Annotated in this window: 23 protein-coding genes; 12 read left to right on the top strand and 11 right to left on the bottom strand. The window is 72.9% G+C overall.

All coding sequences use genetic code 11. From position 1 onward, the window contains the following. The 4 genes from AB0F81_RS41225 to AB0F81_RS41210 all read right to left on the bottom strand — a co-directional run. Window positions 1–1,139 (bottom strand): iron chelate uptake ABC transporter family permease subunit (locus AB0F81_RS41225; RefSeq protein ID WP_360207408.1); only part of this gene is annotated, 1,139 nt, incomplete at its 3' end. Beyond that, window positions 1,136–2,194 (bottom strand): iron-siderophore ABC transporter substrate-binding protein, encoded by a 1,059-nt coding sequence (locus AB0F81_RS41220; protein ID WP_360207405.1) that lies wholly within the window; start codon window positions 2,192–2,194, stop codon window positions 1,136–1,138. The genes AB0F81_RS41225 and AB0F81_RS41220, both read right to left, overlap by 4 nt. Further along, window positions 2,191–3,048: an ABC transporter ATP-binding protein gene (locus AB0F81_RS41215; RefSeq protein WP_360207403.1), complete on the bottom strand. Its 858-nt coding sequence runs from the start codon at window positions 3,046–3,048 to the stop codon at window positions 2,191–2,193. The genes AB0F81_RS41220 and AB0F81_RS41215 overlap by 4 nt, the downstream gene beginning before the upstream one ends. A gap of 62 nt (window positions 3,049–3,110) precedes the next feature. Then, a complete protein-coding gene (locus AB0F81_RS41210) occupies window positions 3,111–3,974 on the bottom strand; it encodes an AraC family transcriptional regulator (protein WP_360207401.1) in 864 nt (287 codons plus the stop codon). A 193-nt stretch (window positions 3,975–4,167) separates the two neighbouring features. Here AB0F81_RS41210 and AB0F81_RS41205 point away from each other — a divergent pair, with 193 nt between their 5' ends. The 3 genes from AB0F81_RS41205 to AB0F81_RS41195 all read left to right on the top strand — a co-directional run bounded on the left by AB0F81_RS41205 (window position 4,168) and on the right by AB0F81_RS41195 (window position 6,080). Next, the gene (locus tag AB0F81_RS41205; protein WP_360207398.1) at window positions 4,168–4,932 is read left to right on the top strand and encodes a hypothetical protein; all 765 of its coding nucleotides are present in this window, start codon (window positions 4,168–4,170) and stop codon (window positions 4,930–4,932) included. A gap of 88 nt (window positions 4,933–5,020) precedes the next feature. After that, the gene (locus tag AB0F81_RS41200) at window positions 5,021–5,152 is read left to right on the top strand and encodes a hypothetical protein (RefSeq protein WP_360207395.1); all 132 of its coding nucleotides are present in this window, start codon (window positions 5,021–5,023) and stop codon (window positions 5,150–5,152) included. Between the two features lie 67 nt (window positions 5,153–5,219). Next, entirely contained in the window at window positions 5,220–6,080 is an 861-nt protein-coding gene (locus AB0F81_RS41195) for a PIG-L family deacetylase (protein WP_360207392.1), read from the top strand. 42 nt (window positions 6,081–6,122) lie between these two features. On the opposite strand, the gene AB0F81_RS41190 is transcribed toward AB0F81_RS41195, so the two are convergent. After that, window positions 6,123–6,827 (bottom strand): MOSC N-terminal beta barrel domain-containing protein, encoded by a 705-nt coding sequence (locus AB0F81_RS41190; protein WP_360207390.1) that lies wholly within the window; start codon window positions 6,825–6,827, stop codon window positions 6,123–6,125. Window positions 6,828–6,879: 52 nt separating this feature from the next. Here AB0F81_RS41190 and AB0F81_RS41185 point away from each other — a divergent pair, with 52 nt between their 5' ends. Both AB0F81_RS41185 and AB0F81_RS41180 read left to right on the top strand, forming a co-directional pair. Beyond that, complete coding sequence (locus AB0F81_RS41185) at window positions 6,880–7,404, top strand: O-acetyl-ADP-ribose deacetylase (RefSeq protein ID WP_360207411.1); 525 nt, start codon at window positions 6,880–6,882, stop codon at window positions 7,402–7,404. Window positions 7,405–7,538: 134 nt separating this feature from the next. After that, complete coding sequence (locus tag AB0F81_RS41180; protein WP_360207388.1) at window positions 7,539–8,138, top strand: hypothetical protein; 600 nt, start codon at window positions 7,539–7,541, stop codon at window positions 8,136–8,138. Here AB0F81_RS41180 and AB0F81_RS41175 read toward each other — a convergent pair. After that, on the bottom strand, window positions 8,132–8,272 hold the full coding sequence (locus AB0F81_RS41175) for a hypothetical protein (RefSeq protein WP_360207385.1): 141 nt from the start codon (window positions 8,270–8,272) through the stop codon (window positions 8,132–8,134). The genes AB0F81_RS41180 and AB0F81_RS41175 overlap by 7 nt on opposite strands. A 71-nt stretch (window positions 8,273–8,343) precedes the next feature. Here AB0F81_RS41175 and larC point away from each other — a divergent pair, with 71 nt between their 5' ends. Beyond that, the gene (larC, locus tag AB0F81_RS41170; protein ID WP_360207382.1) at window positions 8,344–9,522 is read left to right on the top strand and encodes a nickel pincer cofactor biosynthesis protein LarC; all 1,179 of its coding nucleotides are present in this window, start codon (window positions 8,344–8,346) and stop codon (window positions 9,520–9,522) included. Here the strand turns inward: larC and AB0F81_RS41165 are convergent. Further along, window positions 9,519–9,674: a hypothetical protein gene (locus AB0F81_RS41165; protein WP_360207379.1), complete on the bottom strand. Its 156-nt coding sequence runs from the start codon at window positions 9,672–9,674 to the stop codon at window positions 9,519–9,521. The genes larC and AB0F81_RS41165 overlap by 4 nt on opposite strands. A gap of 106 nt (window positions 9,675–9,780) precedes the next feature. Between AB0F81_RS41165 and AB0F81_RS41160 the strand changes: the two genes are divergently transcribed. Continuing rightward, window positions 9,781–10,788 carry a 2-oxoglutarate and iron-dependent oxygenase domain-containing protein gene (locus AB0F81_RS41160; protein WP_360207377.1) on the top strand — a complete coding sequence of 336 codons (1,008 nt, stop codon included), beginning with the start codon at window positions 9,781–9,783 and terminating at the stop codon, window positions 10,786–10,788. Here AB0F81_RS41160 and AB0F81_RS41155 read toward each other — a convergent pair. The 3 genes from AB0F81_RS41155 to AB0F81_RS41145 form a co-directional block, all read right to left on the bottom strand. Next, on the bottom strand, window positions 10,763–12,298 hold the full coding sequence (locus AB0F81_RS41155) for a hypothetical protein (RefSeq protein ID WP_360207374.1): 1,536 nt from the start codon (window positions 12,296–12,298) through the stop codon (window positions 10,763–10,765). The genes AB0F81_RS41160 and AB0F81_RS41155 overlap by 26 nt on opposite strands. 1 nt (window position 12,299) lies before the next feature. Beyond that, window positions 12,300–14,384, bottom strand: coding sequence for a hypothetical protein (locus AB0F81_RS41150; protein WP_360207371.1), 2,085 nt, complete (start codon window positions 14,382–14,384; stop codon window positions 12,300–12,302). Window positions 14,385–14,558: 174 nt separating this feature from the next. Then, window positions 14,559–14,945, bottom strand: coding sequence for a helix-turn-helix domain-containing protein (locus tag AB0F81_RS41145; protein WP_360207368.1), 387 nt, complete (start codon window positions 14,943–14,945; stop codon window positions 14,559–14,561). A 98-nt stretch (window positions 14,946–15,043) separates the two neighbouring features. On the opposite strand from AB0F81_RS41145, the gene AB0F81_RS41140 reads away from it, so the two are divergent. The 5 genes from AB0F81_RS41140 to AB0F81_RS41120 all read left to right on the top strand — a co-directional run bounded on the left by AB0F81_RS41140 (window position 15,044) and on the right by AB0F81_RS41120 (window position 21,604). Next, window positions 15,044–15,679 (top strand): NAD(P)H-binding protein, encoded by a 636-nt coding sequence (locus tag AB0F81_RS41140; protein ID WP_360207366.1) that lies wholly within the window; start codon window positions 15,044–15,046, stop codon window positions 15,677–15,679. Continuing rightward, window positions 15,679–16,125 carry a nitroreductase family deazaflavin-dependent oxidoreductase gene (locus AB0F81_RS41135; protein ID WP_360207364.1) on the top strand — a complete coding sequence of 149 codons (447 nt, stop codon included), beginning with the start codon at window positions 15,679–15,681 and terminating at the stop codon, window positions 16,123–16,125. Before AB0F81_RS41140 ends, AB0F81_RS41135 begins: the two co-directional genes overlap by 1 nt. A gap of 101 nt (window positions 16,126–16,226) precedes the next feature. Continuing rightward, window positions 16,227–17,327 (top strand): hypothetical protein, encoded by a 1,101-nt coding sequence (locus AB0F81_RS41130; RefSeq protein ID WP_360207362.1) that lies wholly within the window; start codon window positions 16,227–16,229, stop codon window positions 17,325–17,327. A gap of 55 nt (window positions 17,328–17,382) precedes the next feature. Then, window positions 17,383–20,427 (top strand): BTAD domain-containing putative transcriptional regulator, encoded by a 3,045-nt coding sequence (locus AB0F81_RS41125; RefSeq protein WP_360207359.1) that lies wholly within the window; start codon window positions 17,383–17,385, stop codon window positions 20,425–20,427. Between the two features lie 241 nt (window positions 20,428–20,668). Further along, the gene (locus AB0F81_RS41120) at window positions 20,669–21,604 is read left to right on the top strand and encodes an alpha/beta fold hydrolase (RefSeq protein ID WP_360207357.1); all 936 of its coding nucleotides are present in this window, start codon (window positions 20,669–20,671) and stop codon (window positions 21,602–21,604) included. Here AB0F81_RS41120 and AB0F81_RS41115 read toward each other — a convergent pair. Next, on the bottom strand, window positions 21,588–22,766 hold the full coding sequence (locus AB0F81_RS41115; protein ID WP_360207354.1) for a hypothetical protein: 1,179 nt from the start codon (window positions 22,764–22,766) through the stop codon (window positions 21,588–21,590). The two genes, AB0F81_RS41120 and AB0F81_RS41115, sit on opposite strands and share 17 nt — an antisense overlap. Window positions 22,767–23,006 lie beyond the last annotated feature (240 nt).

Raw genomic sequence — 23,006 nt, 5'->3', positions numbered from 1 at the left:
GCGAGCAGCACGGCGGCGACGGCCAGGACCGTCAGGAAGCGGCGGCGGGAGCGGACGGCGACGGGCGCGGTGGGCGCTTCCCGGGCGGTGCCGGCGTCGCGCAGCCGCAGCGCGAGGAGCACGATGACGACCGCGCCGAGCAGCGAGGTCGGGACGCCGGTGGGGATCGAGGCGGCGGCCTGCGCACCCATCACGGCCCGCAGCGCGGCGTCGGCGAGCAGCACGAACAGCGCTCCGACCAGGCCGCAGGCCGGGATCAGGAAGCGGTGCCGGCTCAGCACGCCGATGCGGGCGGCGGCCAGGCGTACGGCGACGGGCGCGGCGAGACCGACGAAGGCGAGCGGGCCGGCGAGGGTCACCGAGATGCTGGTCAGCAGGACCGCGCAGAGCACCGCGGCGAGCCGGGTGGCGCGGACCGGCACACCGAGCGAGGCGGCGGTGTCGTCGCCGAGACCGAGCACGTCGAGGCGCCGGGACAGCAGCAGGGCGGCGCCGAGCACCACGACGACGACCGGGGCGGCGCGCGCGGCGGCGTCCAGGTTGAGCTGCGCGAGCGAGCCGCTCCCCCACGCGTACAGGCCGGTGGTGCTCTCCCGGAACAGGATGAGCAGCGCCATCGCGACCGCCGAGCCGGCCAGGATCAGCCGGGTCGTGCCGACGCCGGAGGCGCTGCCGGCCAGGCCGAGCACGAGCGCCGCGGCGAGCAGGCCGCCGCCGAACGCCACCGCGCCGGAGGCCCACAGCGGCACCGCGAGGCCGAACGCGGCGACCACGCACAGCGCGAAATAGGAGCCCGCGGTGACGGCCAGGGTGTCCGGCGCGGCCAGCGCGTTGCGGGTGACCGACTGCAACAGCGCGCCGGCGGCGCCGAGCGCCACCCCGACCGCGATCCCGGCGAGCACGCGCGGCAGGCGCGAGCCGGTCAGCACATTCCCGATCGGTACGCCGCCGACGTCCGCCCGCGCGCCGAACAGGTACCGCAGCAGATCCCAGGACCCGACCCCGGAGGTGCCCTGGGTCACGTGCCACAGGCCGACCACCACGACCACGACGAGCAGGGCGGCCAGGATGACCGCCCCGCTCACGCCGCGACCGAGCCCCACGGCGGGCAGCGCCCGCCGCACCCGGAGGTCGCTCATCCCCGGGTCAGGATCTTCACGTACGCGTCGATCGCCTGCTCGTTGGAGAGCGGGCCGCCGGCTCCCCAGACGCCTGCGGGGAAGGCGTACGCCCGCTTCTCCTTCACCGCCGGCAGCGCGGTCCAGATCGGGCTCTTGGTCAGCTCCTTGACGTAGCTGTCGGGGGTCTCGTCGTCGGAGTAGAACAGCGTCGCGCTCCCGACGGCGGTCAGCCCCTCGATGTCGGTCTGCGCGAGACCGTAGGCGGGGTCGACGCCGCCGCTGCCGTACGCCGCGTTGATCTTGTCGGTCCAGGCCGGGGTCAGGCCGAGCTGCTCGCCGAGCTCGGTGAACAGGGCGCCCTTGCCGTACGGGCGGATGACGACGTTGCCGCCCTCGATCCAGCCGTCGAAGAACAGGAAGTCCCTGGCCGTCACGTTCGCGGCGGCGACCTTCCGCTTGGCCTCGGCGAGGTGCCGGTCGAACTGCTGGAGCACCAGGTCGGCGCGCTCGGTGCGGCCGGTGGCCGTACCGATCATCGAGAAGACCTTCTTCATGTTGGCGATCTGGCCGGAGGCGTCGGCGCCGACCGTGGCGAGCACGGGCACGCCACGCTTCTCCAGTTTGGTGATCAGCTCGTCGTCGGCCTTGAACGCCTCGACGATGATCAGGTCGGGATTCGTGGCGTACAGGGCGTCGAGGTCGGGCTCACCACGCTGGCCGGCGTCGACGACGGTCGCCGGGAGCTTCTCGGCTTTCACGTAGGTGCCGTACCTCTTCGGGTCGGCGACCGCGACCGGGGTGAGGCAGAGGGTGAGCAGGTCCTCGGTCTGCTGCCACTCCAGCACCGCGACGCGCTGTGCGGGCTTGGCGAGCTCCACCTTGCGGCCGACGCCGTCGGTCATCGACACCGGGCCGGTCGCGGTCGTGGTGGTGTCCTCGGCGCACGTCTGCGACGCGGGCGCGGCGGAGCCGCCGGCGGCGGGCTCGTCGACCTTCGTGGTGCCGCAGGCGGTGAGCGCGGCAAGCGCGACGAGCGTCGCGGTGGTGGCCGCGAGGCGGTTGACAGGGATCATGCGACTGTCTCTCCTGGGTGGATCGTGGTGGCCGCCGGAGCGGCGTTGCGGTTGCGGGCGGGATGCCGCCCGACCGGGTCGATGCGCAGGCGGCCGGTGCGGGGATCGGCCTCGACCTCGACGCGCAGGTCGTAGACCTCGCTGAGGTTTTCGGTGGTGAGCACCGCGCGCGGGTCGCCGGCGGCGTGGATGTGCCCGGCGTGCAGCAGCACGAGGGTGTCGGCGACGCGGGCGGCGTGGTCGAGGTCGTGCAGCACGATGCCGACGGCGGCGCCGTGCTCGCCGGCGAGGTCGCGGACCAGGTCGAGCGTCTCGATCTGGTAGCGCAGGTCCAGGTGGTTCGTCGGCTCGTCGAGCAGCACGACGCCGGTCTCCTGGGCCAGGCACGCGGCCAGCCAGACCCGCTGCATCTCGCCACCGGACAGCTCGCCGACCGGGCGGTCGGCCATCCGCCGTACGCCGGTGACGTCCATCGCACGATCGACGGCGGTGCGGTCGGCCGCCGACGGACCGGCGAAGCGGCGCCGGTGCGGATGGCGGCCGAACGCGACGACCTCGCTGACCGTCAGCCCGTGCGGGGCCCGCCGCGACTGCGCGAACAGGGTGACCTCGCGGGCGAACTCGCGGGCGCTGAGCAGCGACACCGCACGCTGCCCGAGCAGCACCTCGCCGCCGTCCACGCGATGCAGCCGGGCCAGCGAGCGCAGCAGGGTGGACTTCCCGCTCCCGTTCGGCCCGACGAGCGCCGTCACGTGGCCGGGCGCCAGCGTCACCGAGACACCGTGCACCACCGCGGTCTTCCCGTAGCGAAGCGTCAGCTGCTCACCACGCAAGACGGCCGGCGTCGTGGACATCGATCAGCTCCGTAATCCCGGGCAACTTAGGGTTGCCTTGCCTTACGGAGGCTAGGTGAAGATCAACTTGTCGGCAATCCCGCACCCAGGACAGGCGATACGGGATTCCGGACATCCAGCGCGCCGGGCGTCACCTTCATCACCCGCCGGAACGCCGCGATGAACGTGCTCGGCTGCGAATAGCCCAGCCGTTCCGACACGCCCCGCACGTCGACGCCCTCGGACAGCAGCGCCAGCGCCTCGTGCACCCGCAGGGCCTGGCGCCACTGCGCGAACGACAACCCGGTCGCGGAGCGGAACGCCCGGGTGATCGTGCGGTCGCTCACACCCAGCTGCGCCGCCCACTCCAGCAGGCCGCGATCGTCGGACGGATCGGCGAGCAGCGCCTCGGCGATCGTGTCGATCCGCGGATCCCCCGGCAGCTCGATCGCGAACTGCCGCTCGGCCGGGTCGAGCACGTCGAACACGACCGCCTCGGTCCGGGCCCGCGCGCCGAAGTCGAGATCGTCACGCTCCAGGCGCAGCAGCAACGACTCCAGCAGCGGCGTCACCGTGATCAATGTCGGTCCGGCGAACGCGACCGGGGTGCGCTCCGGGGCGAAGAACGCGTCGTGGAGCTCCGCCGCGGCCGTCAGCCGGCCGCCGTGCACCACCCCGGCCGGCAGCCACATGCCGAACCCGGCCGGCACGGTGAAGATCCGGTTGCCGATCCGGGAGGTCAGCGTCCCGCCGCGGACCCAGACCAGCTCGTGCATCGGGTGCGAGTGCGGCGACCACTCGGTCGCCACCCCGGGCACCTCAGACTCGGCGATGATGACCAGCGGCGCCGGGTCGCCGGCCGGCACGGACACGGCCTGGCGGACCACCGTGCCCGGATCACGCCGCCAGGAACCGAGACCGAGATCGTCGTGGGCCGGTGCAACCATGCGGGGCAGCGTACTCACGGGTCATCGCCCGCTGCCGATCCGGCGCCGCCTGCCGATTCGCGAGGAGCGTGCCGGGCCGATCATCAAGCACGTGGTGCCTGATCGGCCGGCCTTTGTGACACGACGATGAATTATCGACGTGCCCTGTCGGTGCCAGACTCTGCCGCAACGGCTACGGGCAGGAGGTCGCCGCGTGGAGCTGCTGAAACCGGACGACGTCCTGGCGAACATCTTGAGGTACATGTTCGGATCCGGCTCGATCATCGTGACCATCTTCCTGGTCTCGAAGTTCGTCCTGGACTGGTTCGCGTTCGGCAGGTCCGCTGTCGAGTACACCCGCCGAACCATCGACGGGACCGTCCGCGCCTACGGCAGGATCCGGCGGATCGGGCCGCTGGGATCGGTGATCGCTGTGGGGACGACGATCGCCATGCTGGCGATCCAGGCGCTGTGGCTGGCGTCGTCGTACATCGTGGGCAACGGGGTCGCTCTGTTCGTCCTCAACCGGCCGGTCAACGACGGCCCTCACTGGGGCGAGTTCATCGCCTCGCTGCGGTGGGACGTGGTGTCGATCGCCTACGTCGCCCTGGCGGCACTCGCACTGATCATCCAGTATGGTCGCCGCCATTCCAGCTCCGACCGCAATCCGGCGCTCACCGCCATCATGGTGCCGCTGGCAATGATCGGTGGGCTCGCCGCCGTGGGCGCGCTGCTGGGCGGACTGATGTGGGCGCTGCTGACGTGGAAACCCACTCCCAGCGTCGACTTCACCGCGGCCTGGGCGGGGCAGTTCGGCCTGCAGACCGCAACCATCGCGGGCATCGCCGTCCTCTACGCGATCTCCACCTCGGTGATCATGAAGACGCCGCAACTGATGGCGCGAGCATGGCAGAAGCCTCCGGAAGGGGATCAGACCTCCCCCGCACCACAAAGTTGGCGGCAGGACCGTATCGGGTGAGCCTGCCCTGCCATCGCCGGTGTCAGTTGTCCGGCGACCTCGGCCGTTATCGCCTGCGGGGCCGTCGACAGACCCCACGCTGATCGCGGTGAGCCGGCGGGTTGACGGCGGTGAGCTGATCATCGAGGAGGGTGCCCGAGCGGAGATCATCTTCCCCGGAGGGCGGCGGATCAGCGCGGGTCCGGGCCACCATGCCGAACGGGGTCCGGCCTCGCTGTAGGTCGGCGCAACCGAACTTCTCCCGGGGGCGAACCGGGGCGGCACCACCGCCTCGCCACCCTCGGGCCATGAGGTTGCGCCGCATGCTCGCCGCCGCGCTGATCGCCGGCGGCGTCCTGGTCTCACCGGCGGCGTCCGCGCCGGCCGCGCCGGGCTGCACCAGAACGCTCAACGTGGTCGCCCACCAGGACGACGACCTGCTCTTCATCAACCCGGACGTCAGCCGCGACATCGCCGACGGCAGGTGCGTGACCACGGCGTTCGTGACCGCCGGCGACGCGGGACGGCCCGCGGCCTACTGGCGCGGGCGGGAGGCGGGGGCGATGGCGGCCTACGCCGCGATGGCCGGGGTGGCCAACCGGTGGACCGCCGACACGGTGACCCTGGCCGGGCGCAAGGTGCTCCGCCGGTCGCTGATCGGCGCGCCGATCAAGCTGCTGTTCCTGCGGCTGCCGGACGGGCACGGTTACGCGGTGCACGGCTACCAGACCCTGCACAAGCTGTTCAGCGGCGAGATCGCCACGATCCGCGCGATCGACGGAACCGCGAGGTACAGCCGGCAGGCCCTGATCGACACGCTGGCCGCCGTGATGACCGCCCACCAGCCGCGCGTCGTGCGCACGCTGGACTACACCGGCTCGCTCGGCGACGGCGACCACGCCGACCACCACAGCGCCGCCTACTTCGCGCAGGCCGCCCACCGGCTCTACCGGACGCCGCACTGGCTCGTCGGCTACCAGGGCTACCGGGCCGTCCAGCGCCCGGTCAACCTGCCGCCGGAGGTCCGTGAGGACAAGCTGCGCTGGTTCCTCGCCTACGCGTCGCACGACGTGCGCGTCTGCCGCACCGCCGCCGCCTGCCGCAACGGCATGTACGGGCCGCGCTTCGCCCGCCGTTACCCGATCAGCAACGAGTCGGTGGGCCGCTGACACCCGCACGGGGCTCCGCGGACCTCGCGAACGTCCGGCTGGTCAGGTCCATCCGCACGGATCGCCGGCGGATATCCGGCCCGGGCTTTCCACGACCGCGACCACGCCGAGGGTCATCTCATGATGGCCGGCGAGGGTCTTCAGCAGGTCGTTGCGCTCCACAGCGCCGTCCTGCGGCATGTCGATCATCACGCATCGGGTGAGCGGGCGGACGATGCGCAGGACGACGTCGGCGCCCACCCGGAGCCGGCGTCCCGGCCAGTCGTCCTCCGCAAAGCCGGGCCCGGCGCCGTCGAGCAGCAGGTTGGCCCGGAACCGGAGGGGGTCGACACCCCCGCCGCCGGGCTCACCGCCGGCGAGTTCGGACAGGGCGTGCAGGGACGCCGTGCTCAGCAGGCTGACCGGGCCCTCGTCGTGATGCGGGACCGCCGCCTCCGGGGTGAGGGTCACCGCGCGGCCGAGGATCTCGCTGACGGCCCGGTGGCCGGCGGCGTCGTCGGCGGTGAAGCGGCGCCCGTCGGGCATCTCCACGACGGGGGCGGGCTCGGCCGCGTACGCCCGGAAGCGGAACAGGCCCGGCATCCGCCGGAACCTGCGGGTGTTCTTGCCGCTGCCGAACTTGCCGTCCCCGTCGCGCACCGCCCACAGCCGGTCGCCGGCCAGGCCTCGCTCACCCACCTCGGCGGCTGACACCACCTCGCCGAGCATGGACTTCACCGGGAAGCGGCGGATCTCGGCAACGTGCACGCGGCGAGGGTACGAGATCAGAGCTAGCATCCCTGACGTGGGAGGCAGCGCGGTGCGGGTCGAGTTGGTCACCGGTGACATCACCGTCGAGCAGGTCGACGCCATCGTCAACGCGGCGAACTCGTCGCTGCTGGGCGGCGGCGGCGTCGACGGAGCGATCCACCGCAAGGGCGGCCCGGCGATCCTGGAGGAGTGCCGCGCCCTGCGCGCCAGCCGGTACGGCAAAGGCCTGAAGGCCGGCCAGTCGGTGGCCACCACCGCGGGGCGGCTACCGGCCCGGTGGGTGATCCACACCGTCGGACCGGTGTTCAGCACGGACGAGGACCGCGCGCCGCTGCTGCGGAGCTGCTACACCACGTCGCTCGCCGTCGCCGACGAGCTGGGTGCCCGGTCGGTCGCATACCCGCTGATCTCCTCCGGGGTGTACCGGTGGCCGAAGGACGATGCGGTCCTCCAGGCGCTGACCGCGCTGCACGCCGCGCCGACCTCCGTGGAACTGGTCCGCCTGGTGCTCTTCGACGAGCCGACCCGCCGCGCCGCGGAGCGCGTCCGTCAGGCCTTCGACCGCGACCGCTGATCCACCGATCGACGTCACCTCGACCAGGTTCTGCCTCGACGGCCGGACGCCGACCCTGAACGTGACCGCGCCGGTCGACAGCAGCGACCTCCGGTGGCGGAGAGCTGTCGGAGGTCGCCGCTAGCATCCCGCGCATGAGTTACGGGATCACCGCCTACGCGGTCGACATCGAGAAGATCCGGGGGCAGGTCGGCAGCGGAGACGCCGGGCTGGCGGAGAAATACGCCGCCAGCTTCCCGGAGCACCGGCACGACCTGCAGGAGCACGTCAACGAGCTGCGCGGCGACGACGCCGTCACGCTTGCCGACATCGCCCGGCAGGTCATCATGGGCGAGCCCTATGACGAGCGGCTCGGCTCGGCGTACCGGTACTTTCTGGAGCACCTGTGCGAGCGCAGCGGCGAGCGGCAGCACAACCACGGGTTCGGGCCGTTCTCCGGCTGGGACTATCTGCGCGTGGTCGACGAGGCGCTGGCGAGTGCGGGTCTCCTCGCGCCGGGCTTCTCCCTGGAGGGCCTGATCTCCAGCGGCTCGCCGGTGCCCCTGCCCTACGCCGACTTCCCGGCCGTCGGGCACCAGCTCAACGCCGAGCTGGCCGCCCCGGCCGAGCGGCTGGCGCACGCGCCCAACTCCTGCCTGCCCGACGACGAGTTCGGCATGCAGGCGTACGCGCTGTTCCAGTGGCTGGCCTGCACCGAGGGCGAGGGCCTCGACCTGGTCACGTTCTACTACTGACCTCGGCCGGCGACGGTCGGCTCGTGCGGCCCGGTCCGGCGCACCGGCAGGTCCAGCTCCAGCCCGGCCTCGCGCAGCGCCCGCCAGCGGGTGCTCGGCCACGTCGTAGACGGGGGCGAACGTCCGTCGGACATGCCGCACGCTCAACCGGGCCCGCAATTGGCAACCGCTTGCGATCCGGCTGAGCTGCCCCTGAGATGGACGGGTGACGGTGACCCATCTCTGGATCGACGCGTCCGCCGGCATCGCCGGCGACATGCTGCTCGGCGCCCTGCACGACGCCGGCGCCGACCTCGGCCACATTCAGGCGGCGGTGGACGCGGTGCTGCCCGGCGCGGTGCGGATCACCGCCACCGACGTGCGCCGCGCCGGCCTGCGGGCCCGCAAGATCGAGGTCACCCCGATCGCCGCCGATCAGCCGCACCGCACCTGGCGCGACATCCGCCGCCTGCTGGACCCGTCGTCGCGGGCGGCGGAGGTCTTCGCCCGTCTCGCCGCCGCGGAGGCCACCGTGCACGGCGTCACCCCGGACGAGGTGCACTTCCACGAGGTCGGGGCGCTCGACGCGATCGCGGACGTGGTCGGCGCCTGCGCGGCCGCCGACGCGCTGGGCATCGCCACCGTCTCGGCGAGCGCGGTGTCCGTGGGCTCCGGCACGGTCCGCGCCGCTCACGGCCTGCTGCCGGTTCCGGCGCCGGCCGTCGCCGAACTGTGCCGGGATTGGCAGGTGCGCGCCGGCGGCAGCGGCGAACTGGCCACCCCGACCGGCATGGCCCTGCTGCGCACCCTGGCCGCGACCTGCGAGGACCTGCCCACGCTGACGATCACCGCGGTCGGTGTCGGCGCCGGCAGCCGGGACACCCCCGGCCGACCGAACGTGGTGCGGGCCCTGCTCGGCGCCGCGCCCCGCGCCGCTGAGGACTGCGTCCAGCTGGAGGCCAATGTCGACGACTTCGACCCGCGGCTGTGGCCCGGCGTGCTCGCCGGGCTGCTCGACGCGGGCGCGGACGACGCCTGGCTGACGCCGATCCTGATGAAGAAGGGCCGGCCGGCGCACACGCTGGCCGCGCTCTGCGCGCCCGGCGCGGTCGACGCGGTCCGGGCCCGGATCTTCCGCGACACCAGCACCCTCGGGGTACGGGCGTCAGCACGTGGCAAGACCGCGTTGGAACGCACCTTCGTGCCGGTGCGGGTGGACGGCCACCCCATCCCCGTGAAGGTCGGTCACGCGGACGGGGTGATCGTGCAGGTCATGCCGGAGTTCGAGAATGTGGCGGCACTGGCCCGGGCGCTCGGCATCGCCGAACGCGACGCTCTCGACCGGGCAGTGCAGGCCGCCAGATCCACCGGCCTGCACCCGGGCGCGCCGGCCCCGGGCGTCTAGAACCAGACTTTTCGACCACCGACCGGGCGGCCGACAGCACCGAGGATCCAGAGCACGGCGCCGATCACGAGCAGGATGATGCCGATCGTGTAGAGGATGGACACGTTCAGGAAGATGCCCAGCAGCAGAAGGATGAGACCCAGAATCAGCATGTCGTTGCTCCGTTTCGTCGGCGGCGTCTGCCGCGGACCCTGCTGTACCCAACGCATCGAAATACCAATCAACGTCGCTGGCCGGGCCCGTACCTAGACTGGTGCCATGCGTGAGCTGCCGGTCGTCGACGTGTCCGCGCTGATCGGGCGGCCCGGTCCACCGATGCGCCAGGTCGCCGCTGAGATCGAGCGCGCCTGCCGCGACAGCGGCTTCTTCTACGTCGTCGGCCACGGCGTGCCGGCCGAGCTGCTGAGCCGGCTCGACACCGCCGCCCGGCGGTTCTTCCGCCTGCCGGAGGCGGACAAGATGGAGATCGCCATGTCGCACGGCGGTGCGGCCTGGCGCGGATACTTCCCAGTCGGCGCCGAGCTGACCTCCGGCCGGCCGGACCGCAAGGAGGGGCTGTACTTCGGTGCGGAACTCGGCGCGGACGACCCCCGCGTGCGTGCCGGCCTGCCGCTGCACGGCAGCAACCTCTTTCCCCGCCAGGTGCCGGAGCTGCGGGAAGCTGTGCTCGACTACCTCGCGGCGCTGACGACGACCGCGCAGGCGGTGCTGCGCGGCGTCGCGGTCAGCCTGGACCTCGACGCCGGCTATTTCGCCGACGGGTACACCGCCGATCCGACGGTGCTGTTCCGGATCTTCCACTATCCGCCGTCGCCACCGGACAGTGACGACTGGGGAGTCGGCGAGCACACCGATTACGGCCTGCTCACCCTGCTCGCCCAGGACGCCAACGGCGGCCTGCAGGTGCGCTCAGCCGACGGCTGGATCGACGCGCCGCCGGTCCCGGGCGCGTTCGTGTGCAACATCGGCGACATGCTCGACCGGCTGACCGGCGGCTGGTACAGGTCGACGCCGCACCGGGTCCGTAACGTCAGCGGCCGCGACCGGCTGTCCTTTCCGTTCTTCTTCGACCCGGATTTCACCGCCGAGGTCCCGCCGCTGCCTCGCCGTGCGGCAAGCCGCACGGACGGCGTCTCCCGGTGGGACGGTCAAGATCTTCAAGCATTTCACGGTACGTACGGCGACTACCTGATCAGCAAGGTGTCCCACGTCTTCCCGCAATTGCGCCAGGAGGTGCGGCTCAACCGGAGACCCCGGCGTACATGAGCCATCGCTCGCGCGGTGACAACCGCAACCGCACCTTGCCGGCGTCGACGTGGCCGACCGCGGGCAGCCGCTCCCGGATGCGTTCCTGCGCCGCCTCCGCGGCGTCGGTCAGCAGTCGCTGCACCGCCGCGTGGTCACGGTGCTCCTGGGAGAGCATCACGATCAGCTTCGCGCGACCCCGTACGACATCGCCGCGGCACAACCGGGACTGGGCGTAGGCGACCTCGCACCGCCGGGTGTGCGGCTGCAGCGCAGCCTGCACCTCGGCCAGCAGGACCGGCGTGTCGACCGTGCGGTAGGGCAACTGCCACCACAACCAGATCGGGTACGGCACCCGGCCCGTCGTCGTCGCCCCGGTCTGCTGGCTGGACTGTGGATAGGAGCAGCGCATCGCCGGGCTCAGCGCCACCTTCCAGTCCGCGATCAGGCTCTCGTCGGTCTCGCCGGTGGCCGCGGACCCGTGCCCGGCGCAGTCGACCAGCCTCGGCAGCGCCTCCCGCCAGCCGCCCGACCACTGCGGGAACTTCCCGGGCGACGCGGCCGCGACCGGCAGCACCAGGTTGATGAAGGTCGTCTTGCGCATGCTGGAGATCGACGCGGCCAGCACCCCGATGCCGCGGGCCCGTAACGCCGCCACGACCGCCGCGGTGGTCCCGGCCCGGGACGGACCGACGACGCTCGCGATCATCGCCCGCCGGGGCACGAGCGCGGACGACTCGGGGAACGACCGGGCACGTGCCTGGCGGTAGCGTTCCCGGTCGAAGCCACGGATCGTGAACCACTCGCCACGGGCCCGGTTGAATCGCTGGTCGTTCAGTTTGAGGCCGAACCCGTACTCCTCGGCGAGGGTGGCCAGCTCGGTCTCGATGTCGAGTCGTACGTCGGACATCGTGGGGTCCACGCCGATCGCGAAGCGCAGGCAGGGCCCGATCGCATCGCGCAACCGCTCGTTGGAGCCGTCGCCGCGCTCCGAGACATGGGTCTGCGGGAACGGCGCGACCGGCGTGTGCAGGTGCAGCACCGGGGTGTCGCGTTCGGCGGCCAGCCCGGTGAGTTTCTCGATGACCAGCGCCTGCATGAGCGCTTCCCGGTAGTTCGGGGACCAGTGCTGGTTGCCCAGCGTGATCAGCACCTCGACCTTGCGGGTGGACTGGTGGATGAAGCCGGGATTCGGGACGGCGTGCCCGGAGTACGAGAACGTGTCGCGGCGCCCGGTGTGCTCCGGCGGGCCGATCTGCACCCGGCCGCTGAACGCGGAGATCGCCGACGGCCACGTCGACGTCGACACCGACAGCCCCGCGACGGAGAAGTGCAGGAAGTCGGTCGGCCAGGCGTCCGGATCGTCCTTGTCCGGGTCGGCGCTGTCGATCGCCATCGGCAGCGGCCCGTCATGACCGTTCGCCGGCCCGTGGATCATCGTGAACTGGACCGAGGCGGAGCTGATGCCGGCCGCCTCCGCCGCGATCCGGGCCAGTTCCGACGACTTCGTCGAGCTCGCGGGCGACGTCACCTCACACCTCGCCCCGCGCGTCGAAGAAGTCGTCCGGCTCGACGGTGCGCCGGGTGGCCCGGCGCGCGTCGCGCAGCCAGCGCGGCACCCGCGTGGACCGGGGCACCGAGCTGCTGCGGTGCGCCCGCCGGGCGTAGAACTCGCAGAGACAACAGAGCAGGATCAGCAGCAGCACGGCCAGGGCCAGCTGGAACAGCCGGGCCATCTCGACGTCCGAGCGCACCGTGCCGACCGCGATCGCCAGCGCGGTGGTCACCACGACCGAGGCGGCCGCGAGCGTGCGCTGGAACTTGTGCAGCTGGCCCAGCACCGACCTGGTGCTGGGCAGCGCGAGCCGGGCCAGCAGCAACCCGGGCACCAGCAGCAGCACCGCGACGACGGCGTCCGCCTGCTCGGGGGCGAAACCCTCGGCCACCTCCGCGGAGTAGAGCCACGCCAGCCCGCCGGAGAGCAGCGTCCCGATGCCCAGCACCATCAGCGCCAGGCCGGCCACCATCCGGGTGATGCTCTCGATCAGGGCCGGCGCCTCGTCGGCCAGCGCCATGTAGGCGACCGCGCGGACCGGCTCAGTCGACTGCGGGCTGAGATCGACCGACGGCCGGCGCCAATGCGCGTGGGCGCCGTGCTCGCGCGGGTCGTTGTCCGTGGTCACGTCCCGGCCCACCTGCGCGTCCCGCAGCCCGTTGGCGATGTTCAGCAGCGCCGGCCCGGCGAGTCCGCTCCTGGCCAGGTGCTGCAGCCCGTCCGCGGCGTAGTGCGCGCAGAACGCCGACAGCACGTCCAGCGAACAGTCACCCGCGGACAGCGCCGCGATGACCTCGTCGGCGGTCAGCCTGCGCAGCGGGGGCGCCGACTCCACGCCGACCGGGATCGGCAGGCGGGCCAGATAGGCCTCGTAGCTCGCCAGGTCGACCAGCCGGCGGCGGCCGAGCTCGGCCAGCCTCGACGCGATGCCCTGCATCTCCAGTTCGAGCAGCTTGTGGTGGCTGCCGAGCCGTTGCACGCGGCGGGCCACCGACTCCAGGTCCTGAGCCAGGACCTCGACGAACTCCTCGTCGACGTTGCTGGACATCAGGAACCGCCGGACGCTGATCTCCTGCCGGACCTCCAGGGTCAGGTGGTACGCCTTGACCGACCGCGGGATCTCGGTCTCGTACTCCACGACGAACTCGCGGTTCAGCGGCAGCACGTTCTTCGCCAGCGTCTGCAGCGGCGCCGGCCGGTGCTGGGCCGGCAGCAGCGGCGCCTCCCAGGTCAAGAAGCGGCGCGGCCGGTCCAGGCCGAGCTGCGCGACCAGCCTGAACTGGCGGGTGGCCAGCTGCAGCAGGCGGGCGAACGGCACCATCGGATGATCACCGCCCGCCGCCGGGAACAGCGCGTCCAGACCGGCCAGCGCAAGATCACGTACGGACCGCGAGTTCCCGGTCCGCGTGCCCGGTTCGGGCAGGACAGCGTGATCGAGTGGCGTGTGCAGCCGCTGCCCCACCGGTGAGCCGACGGTGAGCAGCTCGGTGATCGCCGCCTCGATCAGCCAGCGCGACCGCTGATGGGTGTGCCGCAGCTGATGGATCGGGCTGGCCGGCGCGGCCACGTCCTGATGCGCGTTGATCAGCATGAACAGCAGCTTGACGAACGCGGCGGCGGTGACCCGGTTGGCGTCGCGGTGCGACAGCTGCGGCACGACGTCCCCGTTCGAGTCCCGGATGACCACCGGCGCCAGGTCCCGCCGGCTGTAGCGGGAGACCGGCACCCACAGCGACTTGCCGGCCCCGCCCGGCGCCGCCTCGCCCGGCACCATGAGCGTGTCGCACAGCCGCCCGGAGATGACGCTGAGGTCCACGTCGACGCTGATCGACCGGCTCATGTGGCCCCGGTCCATCAGGGTCAGGTGCTCGGAGAGCCGCGGCAGGTGGTCGAGCCGGAAGGACAGGTCCATCAGGGCCAGGCCGAGCGCCGCATCCCGGTTGGGGAAGGTCAGCGGAGCGGTCGGCACCGGCAGCGCCTGGATGAGGGTTCGCAGATGGTCCAGCGACCCGCCCGCCGGCCGGCCGGCGACCGCGGAACTCCCCCGAATGTTGACGGTCATGCTGCTCCTTGCAGGCAGGCGAACGCCGGGTGGCAGGTCGTCGCCCCGCGCGTGACTGTCGCTGTCATCCTCGCCGCCGCGCGGCGAAGCGACCGCTGATCTGTCGCCAAGCGGATAGCTCCGGGCGGGAGGTCAGGGTTCCGCCGTGCGCGCCCGCCTACGCGAACACGTCCGTCAACCGTGGGTGGCGGCCTCCCGGGCGTCGAGCAGTTCGTCCCAGTGCTCCCGGGCCCAGGCGCACGCCGCGGCCATCGGCTCGAGCATGCTGCGGCCCAGCGGCGTCAGCGCGTACTCGACGCGAGGCGCCGGCTCGGGATGGCTGGTTCGGGTGATCAGGCCGTCGCGTTCCAGTGTTCGCAGTGACTTGGTCAGCACTTTCGCGGTGATGCCGCGCAGCGGAGGGCGAAGCTCGGAGAAGCGCCGCGGCCCGTGCTCCAGGCACCGGATGATCATGCCGGCCCATTTGTCGCCGACCCGGATCGGCGACAGACCGGAGGGGCAGACCGGATCGAACATGTCGGGATCGAGGGGCGTCGTCGTCACGGCCTCACGGTAAGTCACGGCCTCACGGTAACCGGTATCCGTTCGGTAACCGCCCACCCGGATACGGTCTGCGGCGGCGCCGGCGACCGGGCCGGCCGAAAAACGGGGGTGTCCGGATGGGCAGGTTGGTGGTCTTCGGTGCGGGTGGCCGGGCCGGGCGGGCGGCCGTCGACGAGGCGCGCCGGCGTGGTCACCGGGTCACGGCGGTGGTCCGCGACCCGGGCAGGCACAGCGGCCTGGCCGGTGCGGGCGTGCACGTGGTCGCCGGTGACGTGACCGACGGGGACAGCGTCGCCCGGGTCGCCGCCGGACACGACGCGGCGATCAGCGCCGTGCACGACGCGGCGGCACAGCCGGACGTCTTCTACACCAGCGCTGCCCGGGCCCTGATCGACGGGCTGGCCCGCGCCGGGGTGCCGCGGCTGATCGTGGTCGGCCTGGCGTCGGTGCTCGCGACCGAGCACGGGGTGGCGCTGATGGACACGCCCGGCTATCCGCAGGAGTACCGCTCGTTCTACCTCGCTCACGCCGCCGGTACGCGGGTGCTGCGGACCGCCACCGCCGGGCTGGACTGGCTGGTCGTCAGCCCGGCCGGCGACTTCGACCACGGCGGTGGACGCTCCGGGCGGTACCGGACGGCGCCCGCCGGCGCGGCCAGCCGGATCTCGTACGCCGATCTCGCCGTCGCGCTGATCGACGAGATCGACACCCCCGCGCACCACCGGACCCACCTGGGTGTGGAGGCCGCCTGATGACCGAGGAGATCTGGGACAGCCCGAACCCCTGGGTGGCCGACCACATCCGCCGTTTCGTGGAGACCGACGGCAACGCCCGGCCCGGCATGACCGAGCTGTTGCTGACCACGCGCGGCCGCCGGTCGGGAAAGCTGCGCCGAACCGTCCTGCTCTACCAGCGGGACGGGGATCGCTACATCGTCGCCGCGTCCAACGCCGGCGCCGACCGGCACCCCGCCTGGTACCTCAATCTCGTCGCCGATCCCGACGTCACCCTGCAGGTCGGCGGTGAGACCGTTGCGGCGCGGGCGCGGATCGCCGCGGCCGGGGAACGACCGCGGCTGTGGCAGCTGATGGTCACGATGATGCCGTCCTACCGCGAATACGAGACGGCGACCACGAGGGACATCCCCGTGGTGATCATCGAACCCTGTCGCCGATCGGTCAGTCCGGTCCCCGACTAGGCGTCCCCAGACTTTTCCCATCGGGCGCCGAGAGGCGGGCCGCAGAGTTCCTCCCGCCGGTCCACCGCGGACCGGCGTACCGATCAGATCCAGGAGGAACCATGCGACGCGCACCTCGCGCGATCATCGGCTCGGCCGTCCTCGGCGGCTTCGCCCTGCTCACCGCCGGCCCGGCGGCGGCCGCGCCGGCCACCCCGCCGGTCACGGCAGCGGGTGAGGCGGCGCAGTACGGCTTCGCCTTCGCCGACCAGCCGAGCAACCCTTCGTACGTCGCCAACGCGCGGATGTCGGCCAACTCGACCGGCGGCACCAACACGGTGACCCGCTACCGCGCCGGCGACTACGAGGTCCGGATGCCGGGCCTCGGCGCCACGCAGGGCGGCAACGTGCAGGTGAGCGCGTACGGCGACCACGACAACCGGTGCAAGGCCACCTACTGGCTGCCGCTCGACGGCGCCATGGCCGTCGGCGTGATCTGTCACAGCCCGTCCGGCGCGCTCGCCGACACCCAGTTCACCGTGCAGTTCCAGCGCGGCAGCAACGACCCGCAGAAGCAGAGCGCCTACCTGCTGGCGCACCCGCCGGTCAGCGGCGCGCCCGACGCCCGCTACTCGTTCAACTCCGGCGGCGCCCCGAACACCGTCACCAGGACCGGCACCGGCGCCTGGTCGGTGGACTTCGGCAGCGGCTTCACCAAGCTCGGCGGTGTCGTGCACGTCAGCGCGTACGGCTTCAACGCCAACTACTGCAAGGTGCGGTCCTGGAACGTGCGCACCGCCGACGTGCGCTGCTTCACCGCGGCCGGCCAGCCCACCGACACCGCCTGGTCGCTGCGCTACACCGACCGGCACCTGCCGAACGGCTTCGCCGACCTCGGCGGGTACGTGTGGGCGAACCAGCCGTCCGCCCCGATCGGGGTGCCCTACTCCCCCGACGCCCGGCACAGCTTCACCATGCAGGGCGGCGAGACCAACACCGTGGAGCACGAGGGCACCGGACGGTACCGGGTGCGGCTGAACCGGATCCCCGCCTTCGACCAGGGCAACCCGGTCGCTACCGCGCACGGGTCGTCGACCGCGGTCTGCTCGGTGACCGAGCTGTTCTCCAGCGGCTCCAGCTCCGCGATCGACGTGGACTGCCAGACCCCGTCGGGCACCCCGGTGGATTCGGCCTTCACGCTCAGCCACGCCACCAACAGGTAGTGACACCGGCCGAAATCCGGTTGGGCGCGCGGCCCCACCGGGCCACAGTGGAGCCATGCGGTTCGGGATTCTAGGCCCGCTGGAGCTGTGGCAGGGCGATGACCCGGTCCCGGTCGGCGGCCCGCAGCAACGCGCGCTCCTGGCGGCGCTGCTCGTCGACGCCGGCCGGGTCGTCTCCACCGACCGCCTGATCGAGTGTCTGTGGGGCGAGAGCCCGCCGCCGACCGCGCGCGCCCTGTTGCAGGGCAGCGTCGCCGAGCTGCGCCGCACGCTGCGGCGCACCGGCCGGCAGTGCCTGGCCAGCCGGCCACCCGGATATCTGCTGGAGCTGCTCCCCGGCGAGCTGGACGCCGACCGGTTCGAGGAGCTGACGGCGGCCTCCGCCCGCGCCGCGACGCCCACCGAGGCGGCCGATCTGCTCTACCGGGCGCTGGCACTGTGGCGCGGGCCCACGCTCGACGGCATCGCGGTCGACGGGCTCGCCCCCGCCGTGGCCCGGTGGGAGGAGCGCCGGCTCGAGGTGGTCGAGCAGCGCATCGACCTCGACCTGCGGCTCGGCCGCGACGGCCTGGTCGGTGAGCTGCGCGGCCGGGTCGCCGAGCACCCGCTGCGGGAGCGGCTGTGGGCGCAGCTCATGCTCGCGCTGCACCGGGCCGGCCGGCAGGCCGACGCGCTCGCCGCCTACGCGGAGCTGCGCACCGTCCTGGTGGAGCAGCTCGGTGTGGAGCCGGGCCCGGCGGTCCAGGAGCTGCACCGGACGATCCTGGCCGGCGAGGTGACGCCGGCCCCTCCGGAGCGGGCCATGCCGGCCCCGGCCCAGTTGCCGGCCGCCGTCTCCGCCTTCACCGGCCGGGCGGACCTGCTCCAACGCCTCGACGAGCTGGCCGGCGACACCGGCGCGATGGCCGTCGCGGCGGTCACCGGGACCGCCGGGGTGGGCAAGACCGCCCTCGCGGTGCACTGGGCGCACCGGGCTCGCGACCGGTTCCCCGACGGTCAGCTCTACGTCGACCTGCGCGGCTTCGCGGCCGCGCCGCCGGTCCGGCCGATCGAGGCGCTGACCGGGTTCCTGACCGCGCTCGGCGTTCCCGCCGAGCAGGTCCCGGTGGAGCAGGACTCCGCCGCCGCGCTGTTCCGCTCGACGCTGGCCGGCCGGCGGGTGCTGGTCGTGCTGGACGACGCGGCCGGCGTGGAGCAGGTCCGGCCGCTGCTGCCCGGCACGCCGGGCTGCCTGGTCCTGGTGACCAGCCGGCATCGTCTGGGTGGCTTGGTCGCCCGCGACGGCGCCCGCCGGTTCGCCCTCGACGTGCTCACCGAGGACGAGGCGGGCGTGCTGCTGCACCGGCTGGTCGGCGCGGAACGCGTCGCCGCCGAGGCGGACGCGGCGGCCCGGCTCTGCCGGCTCTGCGCCTACCTGCCGCTGGCGCTGCGGATCGCCACCGCCGAGCTGACCGGCGGCCTCGCCGACCAGGTGGCCCGGCTCACCGGGGACCGGCTGGACGCGCTGTCCGTCGAGGACGACCCGGACAGCGCGGTGCGGGCCGCGTTCGACGCCTCCTACACGGCGCTCGATCCGGCCGAGCGCCGCCTGTTCCGGTTGCTCGGCCTGGTTCCCGCGGTGCACGCCACCCCCGCGGCTGCGGCCGCCCTGGCCGGGTTGCCCCAGCCGGAGGCGACCGCCCTGCTGAACCGGCTCGCCGCCGCCCACCTGCTCGACCGGCCGGCCGCGGGTCGCTACACCTGGCACGACCTGCTGCGCACCTACGCCGCGGAGCGCGCCGGCGCCGAGGAGGAGACGGCGGCCCGCGAGGCGGCGGTGGCACGCTGGCGGGACCGCTACGTCGCCGACACGCTGGCTGCCGCCCGTACGCTCAATCCCGAGATGTTGCGGCTGCCGTCGCCGCACGTCACCGACCCGGGCGACCACCAGGCCGCGCTGGCCTGGCTGGACGCCGAGCGTCCGAATCTGATCGCAGCCGTCCGGCACGCCGCGCAGCGGGGCGCCGCGGCGGCCTGGCTGATCGCCGACGCCCTGCGCGGCTACTTCTGGCTGCGGATGTACACGCTGGACTGGCTGGACGTGGCCGCCGCCGGGCTGGCCGCGGCGACCGCCGCCGGCGATCTCGCCGGTCAGGCCGCCGCCCGGCTCAGCCTCGGCGACGTGCACGGCCGGCAGGGCCGCTACGACGAGGCGATCGCGCACTACCGGCAGGCGCTGGAGCTCAACCGCGCGTGCGGCTGGACCGACGGCGAGTCCGCGTCGCTCGGCAACCTCGGCAACGTCTACTGGTGGGCCGGGCGGCTGCCGGAGGCCGCCGACCACTACGCGCAGGCGCTGGCCCTGGCGCAGGCCACCGGCCGGGTCGCCGGGCAGGCCGTCAACCTGGGCAATCTCGGCGCCGTCTACTGGGATCTCGGCGACCTGGAGCGCTCCGCCGAGCATCACCGCCGCGCCCTGGAGCTGGACCGGGCGCTGCAGTCCCCGCTCGGCGAGGCGGTCGACCTGGGCAACCTGGGCCGGGTCCGGCTGGAGCAGGGCCGCGTCGGCGAGGCTCTGACCAATTTGGAAAGGGCTCTGGTCCTACACCGGGAGATCGGCGACCGCAGCGGCGAGGCGGAGACCCTGCGGATGCTGGCCGAGGCCCATCGCGCCACCGGCCGCGGCCGGCATGCCGCCGAGCTCGCCGAGCGCGCGGTGCGGCTGGCACACGACAGCGGCAATCTTCGGTACGAGGCGGACGCCCTGAACACCGCCGGGACGTGTGTGGCCGCGCTCGGGCGTACGGCTGACGCGGTGACCCGGCATGAGCAGGCGCTGGCGCTGGCGCAGCAGAGCGGCAGCCGGTATCCGGAGATCGTCGCCCTGACCGGGCTGGCCGCCGTCCAGGAGGCGCCGGACCGGGCGCTGTCGTTCGCCCTGCGCGCGGTCGCGCTGGCCCGCCAGTCCGGGTTCCACCTGCTGGAGGGGCATGCGCTGCGGGCTCTCGCGGCCGCCCACCGCCGGTCCGGTGACGCCGAGTCGGCAGCGGTCGCCGGCAAGGAGGCGCGGGCGGTGCTGAGCGCGGCCGGCAGCGCGGCGGCCGATGCTGATGCCGCTTGAAACCGCACGGCCGCGGGGCACATCAATGTGGCTGGATGGACCATTCCCGGCGCCCGGGAATTCGACCAGGATGGACGGTCCACGCGGCCCGCGATGCCGCCGATCCGAGGGAGGCCACCATGCGTGCCGTCAGACGACTCGCCATCGTCGTGTCCGCCGCCGCAGCCACCGTGCTGTCCTGGCAGGCCGCCGCCACCGCGGCGTCCATGGTCGAGTACGCGCTGCTCTGATCCCCGCCGGTATGCGAGCAAGCAGCCCGCTTCGGGCGACGGTCGCCGTCGCGGTGGCCTTCATGATGATGCTGGCCTGCGACTCCGCGGCGGACTCCGAGCCGCCGGCCGATGCCCCGCCGGCGATGCCGGCGAGCGGCACCGGCACGGTCACGATCGACGGCCGCGAGGTCACCGTGCACGTCCCGGAGTCGTACGATCCGGGCCGGCCCGCACCCCTGGTCGTCGGGCTGCACGGATACACCTCCTACGGGAGCGAGATGGAGTCCTACATGCGGCTCACTCCCGAGTCGGAGCGCCGCGGCTTCGTCTACGCCTATCCGGACGGGCTGACCGACAACCGGGGCAATCGGTTCTGGGACGCCACCGACGCGTGCTGCGACTTCTACGGTGCGGGACCCGACGACTCGCGCCGGCTCAGCGAGCTCATCACCACGCTGCAGGGCGCGTACCGGATCGACCCGGCCCGCGTCTATCTGATCGGCCACTCGAACGGTGGGTTCATGTCGTTCCGGATGGCCTGCGATCACGCCGACCAGGTCACCGCGATCGTCTCGCTCAACGGCGCCACCTGGAACGACCCGGCCAAGTGCCGGCCGTCCGAGCCGGTGAGCGTGCTCGCCATCCACAGCAGCGCCGACGAGACCATCGCGTTCGACGGCGGCCGCAACGGCCGCAACGCCTACCCGTCGGCGCCGGCCACGGTCGCCCAGTGGCTCGGCCACAACGGGTGCGCCGAGTCCGGCCGCGCAGCGGCCTCGCTGGACCTGGTCGTCGATCTGCCGGCCGCCGAGACCTCGGTACGCAGTTACGAGCAGGGCTGCGCCGACGGGTCGACCGTGCGGACCTGGACGATCAACGGCGGCCGCCACGTGCCCCAGCTCGGGCCGGCCTTCGCCCCGGCCGTGACCGACTTCATGCTCTCCCAGGTCAAGCCGGCCCGATAGCCGGCTCGACGATGCCGGGCTGCTCGACGTACACGACGTCGCGGTCGGCCCGCAGGGCGGTGATCTGGTCGTCGGTGAGCGGGGCGAGGAAACCCCAGCCCATCGCCAGAACGGGTGCGACGCCGTGGCGGGCGGCGACGGCGCGAGGCGTGCAGCGCTCGGTGACCGCCACCGCGTAATCGTCGCCGCCGCGCGGTTCGTGCCGGTGCAACGGGGCGGGTTCGGCGCGGGGCGTGGGAAAGACGACGTCGGCCACGGCTTGGATGTGCCGGTATTTGGCGACGATGTGGGCCGGTGGGCGCGCCAGTCGCGCGGCCAGCGCGTCCGGCTCGGCTCGCGGCTCCTCGCGGCCCCAGTACAGGACCTGCTTCGCGTGATCCGCGCGCCAGGCACGGTAGGCCTCGGAGTGCGCCTCGCGCAGCCGGACCAGGTCGTCCGGCGCCGGCTGGATCTCCACCCAACCGGACGCGAGGTCGGTGAGTTCCAGATAGCCGGAGGACCCCAGGGTCGTGAAGGAACAGCCGTGCTGGTCCAGGGTGCAGCCGTTCAGCGGTGACACGTCGATGTCCGGCGAACCGTGCGGGACGAGGTGCAGCGTGCACGGGAAGTGGACGGTCGGGTCGTCGGGGGCGAGCACCGCGTACCACGGTGGCGGCTCGTAGCGGCGATGCTGCGTGCCCGGTTCCACGAGGGTGCAGTTCAGGCCGGACGGTGGCGTGATCCGTGGCGGGACGCCGCCGGCGGCGCGCAGCAGGGCCTCGACCCGGTCGACCTTGGTCGCGACGTGCTCGGCCGGCCGGCCGACGCGCTCCGCGATCTCCTCGAACGCGAGGCCGTCACGCGCCCACTGGTGGACGACGATCGCCTCGTTCGGACGCCACATCCGGTACGCCCACGGGTGCCGCTCGCGAAGCTGCTTCAGCCCTTGCGGGGCCGGCCGGATGTCGATCCGGCCGCCGGCGACGTCGGCGATCGGGACGCTGCCGCACGATTCCGGCTCGAACGCTATCCGCCCGGTGAAGTCATAGATGCGGATCGTCACGGCGGGCACCTCGATGCTCTCGCCGCCGCGGAGCTCGAGCCGGGTCCGGTAGGGGACGTAGACAGTCGGGTCGTCCACGAGGTCGGCGTCGAGGAACTCCCACGGCCGCAGAGTCGGCATTCGTCCAGTGTGCCGTGTCGCCTTACCGACGGCACCCGCGGTGACTCGCCCCTAACCTGCTGTGAATGACCGTCGTTAGCGCGTTGCGTCCTCTGCTCGGTGAGCGCCTGCTGCCCCCGGGGGACGCCGGATTCGATGCCGCCCGCCGCCTCTGGAACGCCGCCGTGACGACCCGGCCGGCCGCGATCGCCCGGTGCGCGGACGCCGGCGAGGTGAGCGCCGCCGTGCGGGCCGCCCGGG

It is taken from the genome of Actinoplanes sp. NPDC024001 (assembly GCF_040638955.1).
Lineage (GTDB): Bacteria > Actinomycetota > Actinomycetes > Mycobacteriales > Micromonosporaceae > Actinoplanes.
The sequence above is the reverse complement of the archived record's forward strand: the minus strand, read 5'-3'. Positions and strand labels throughout refer to the sequence as shown.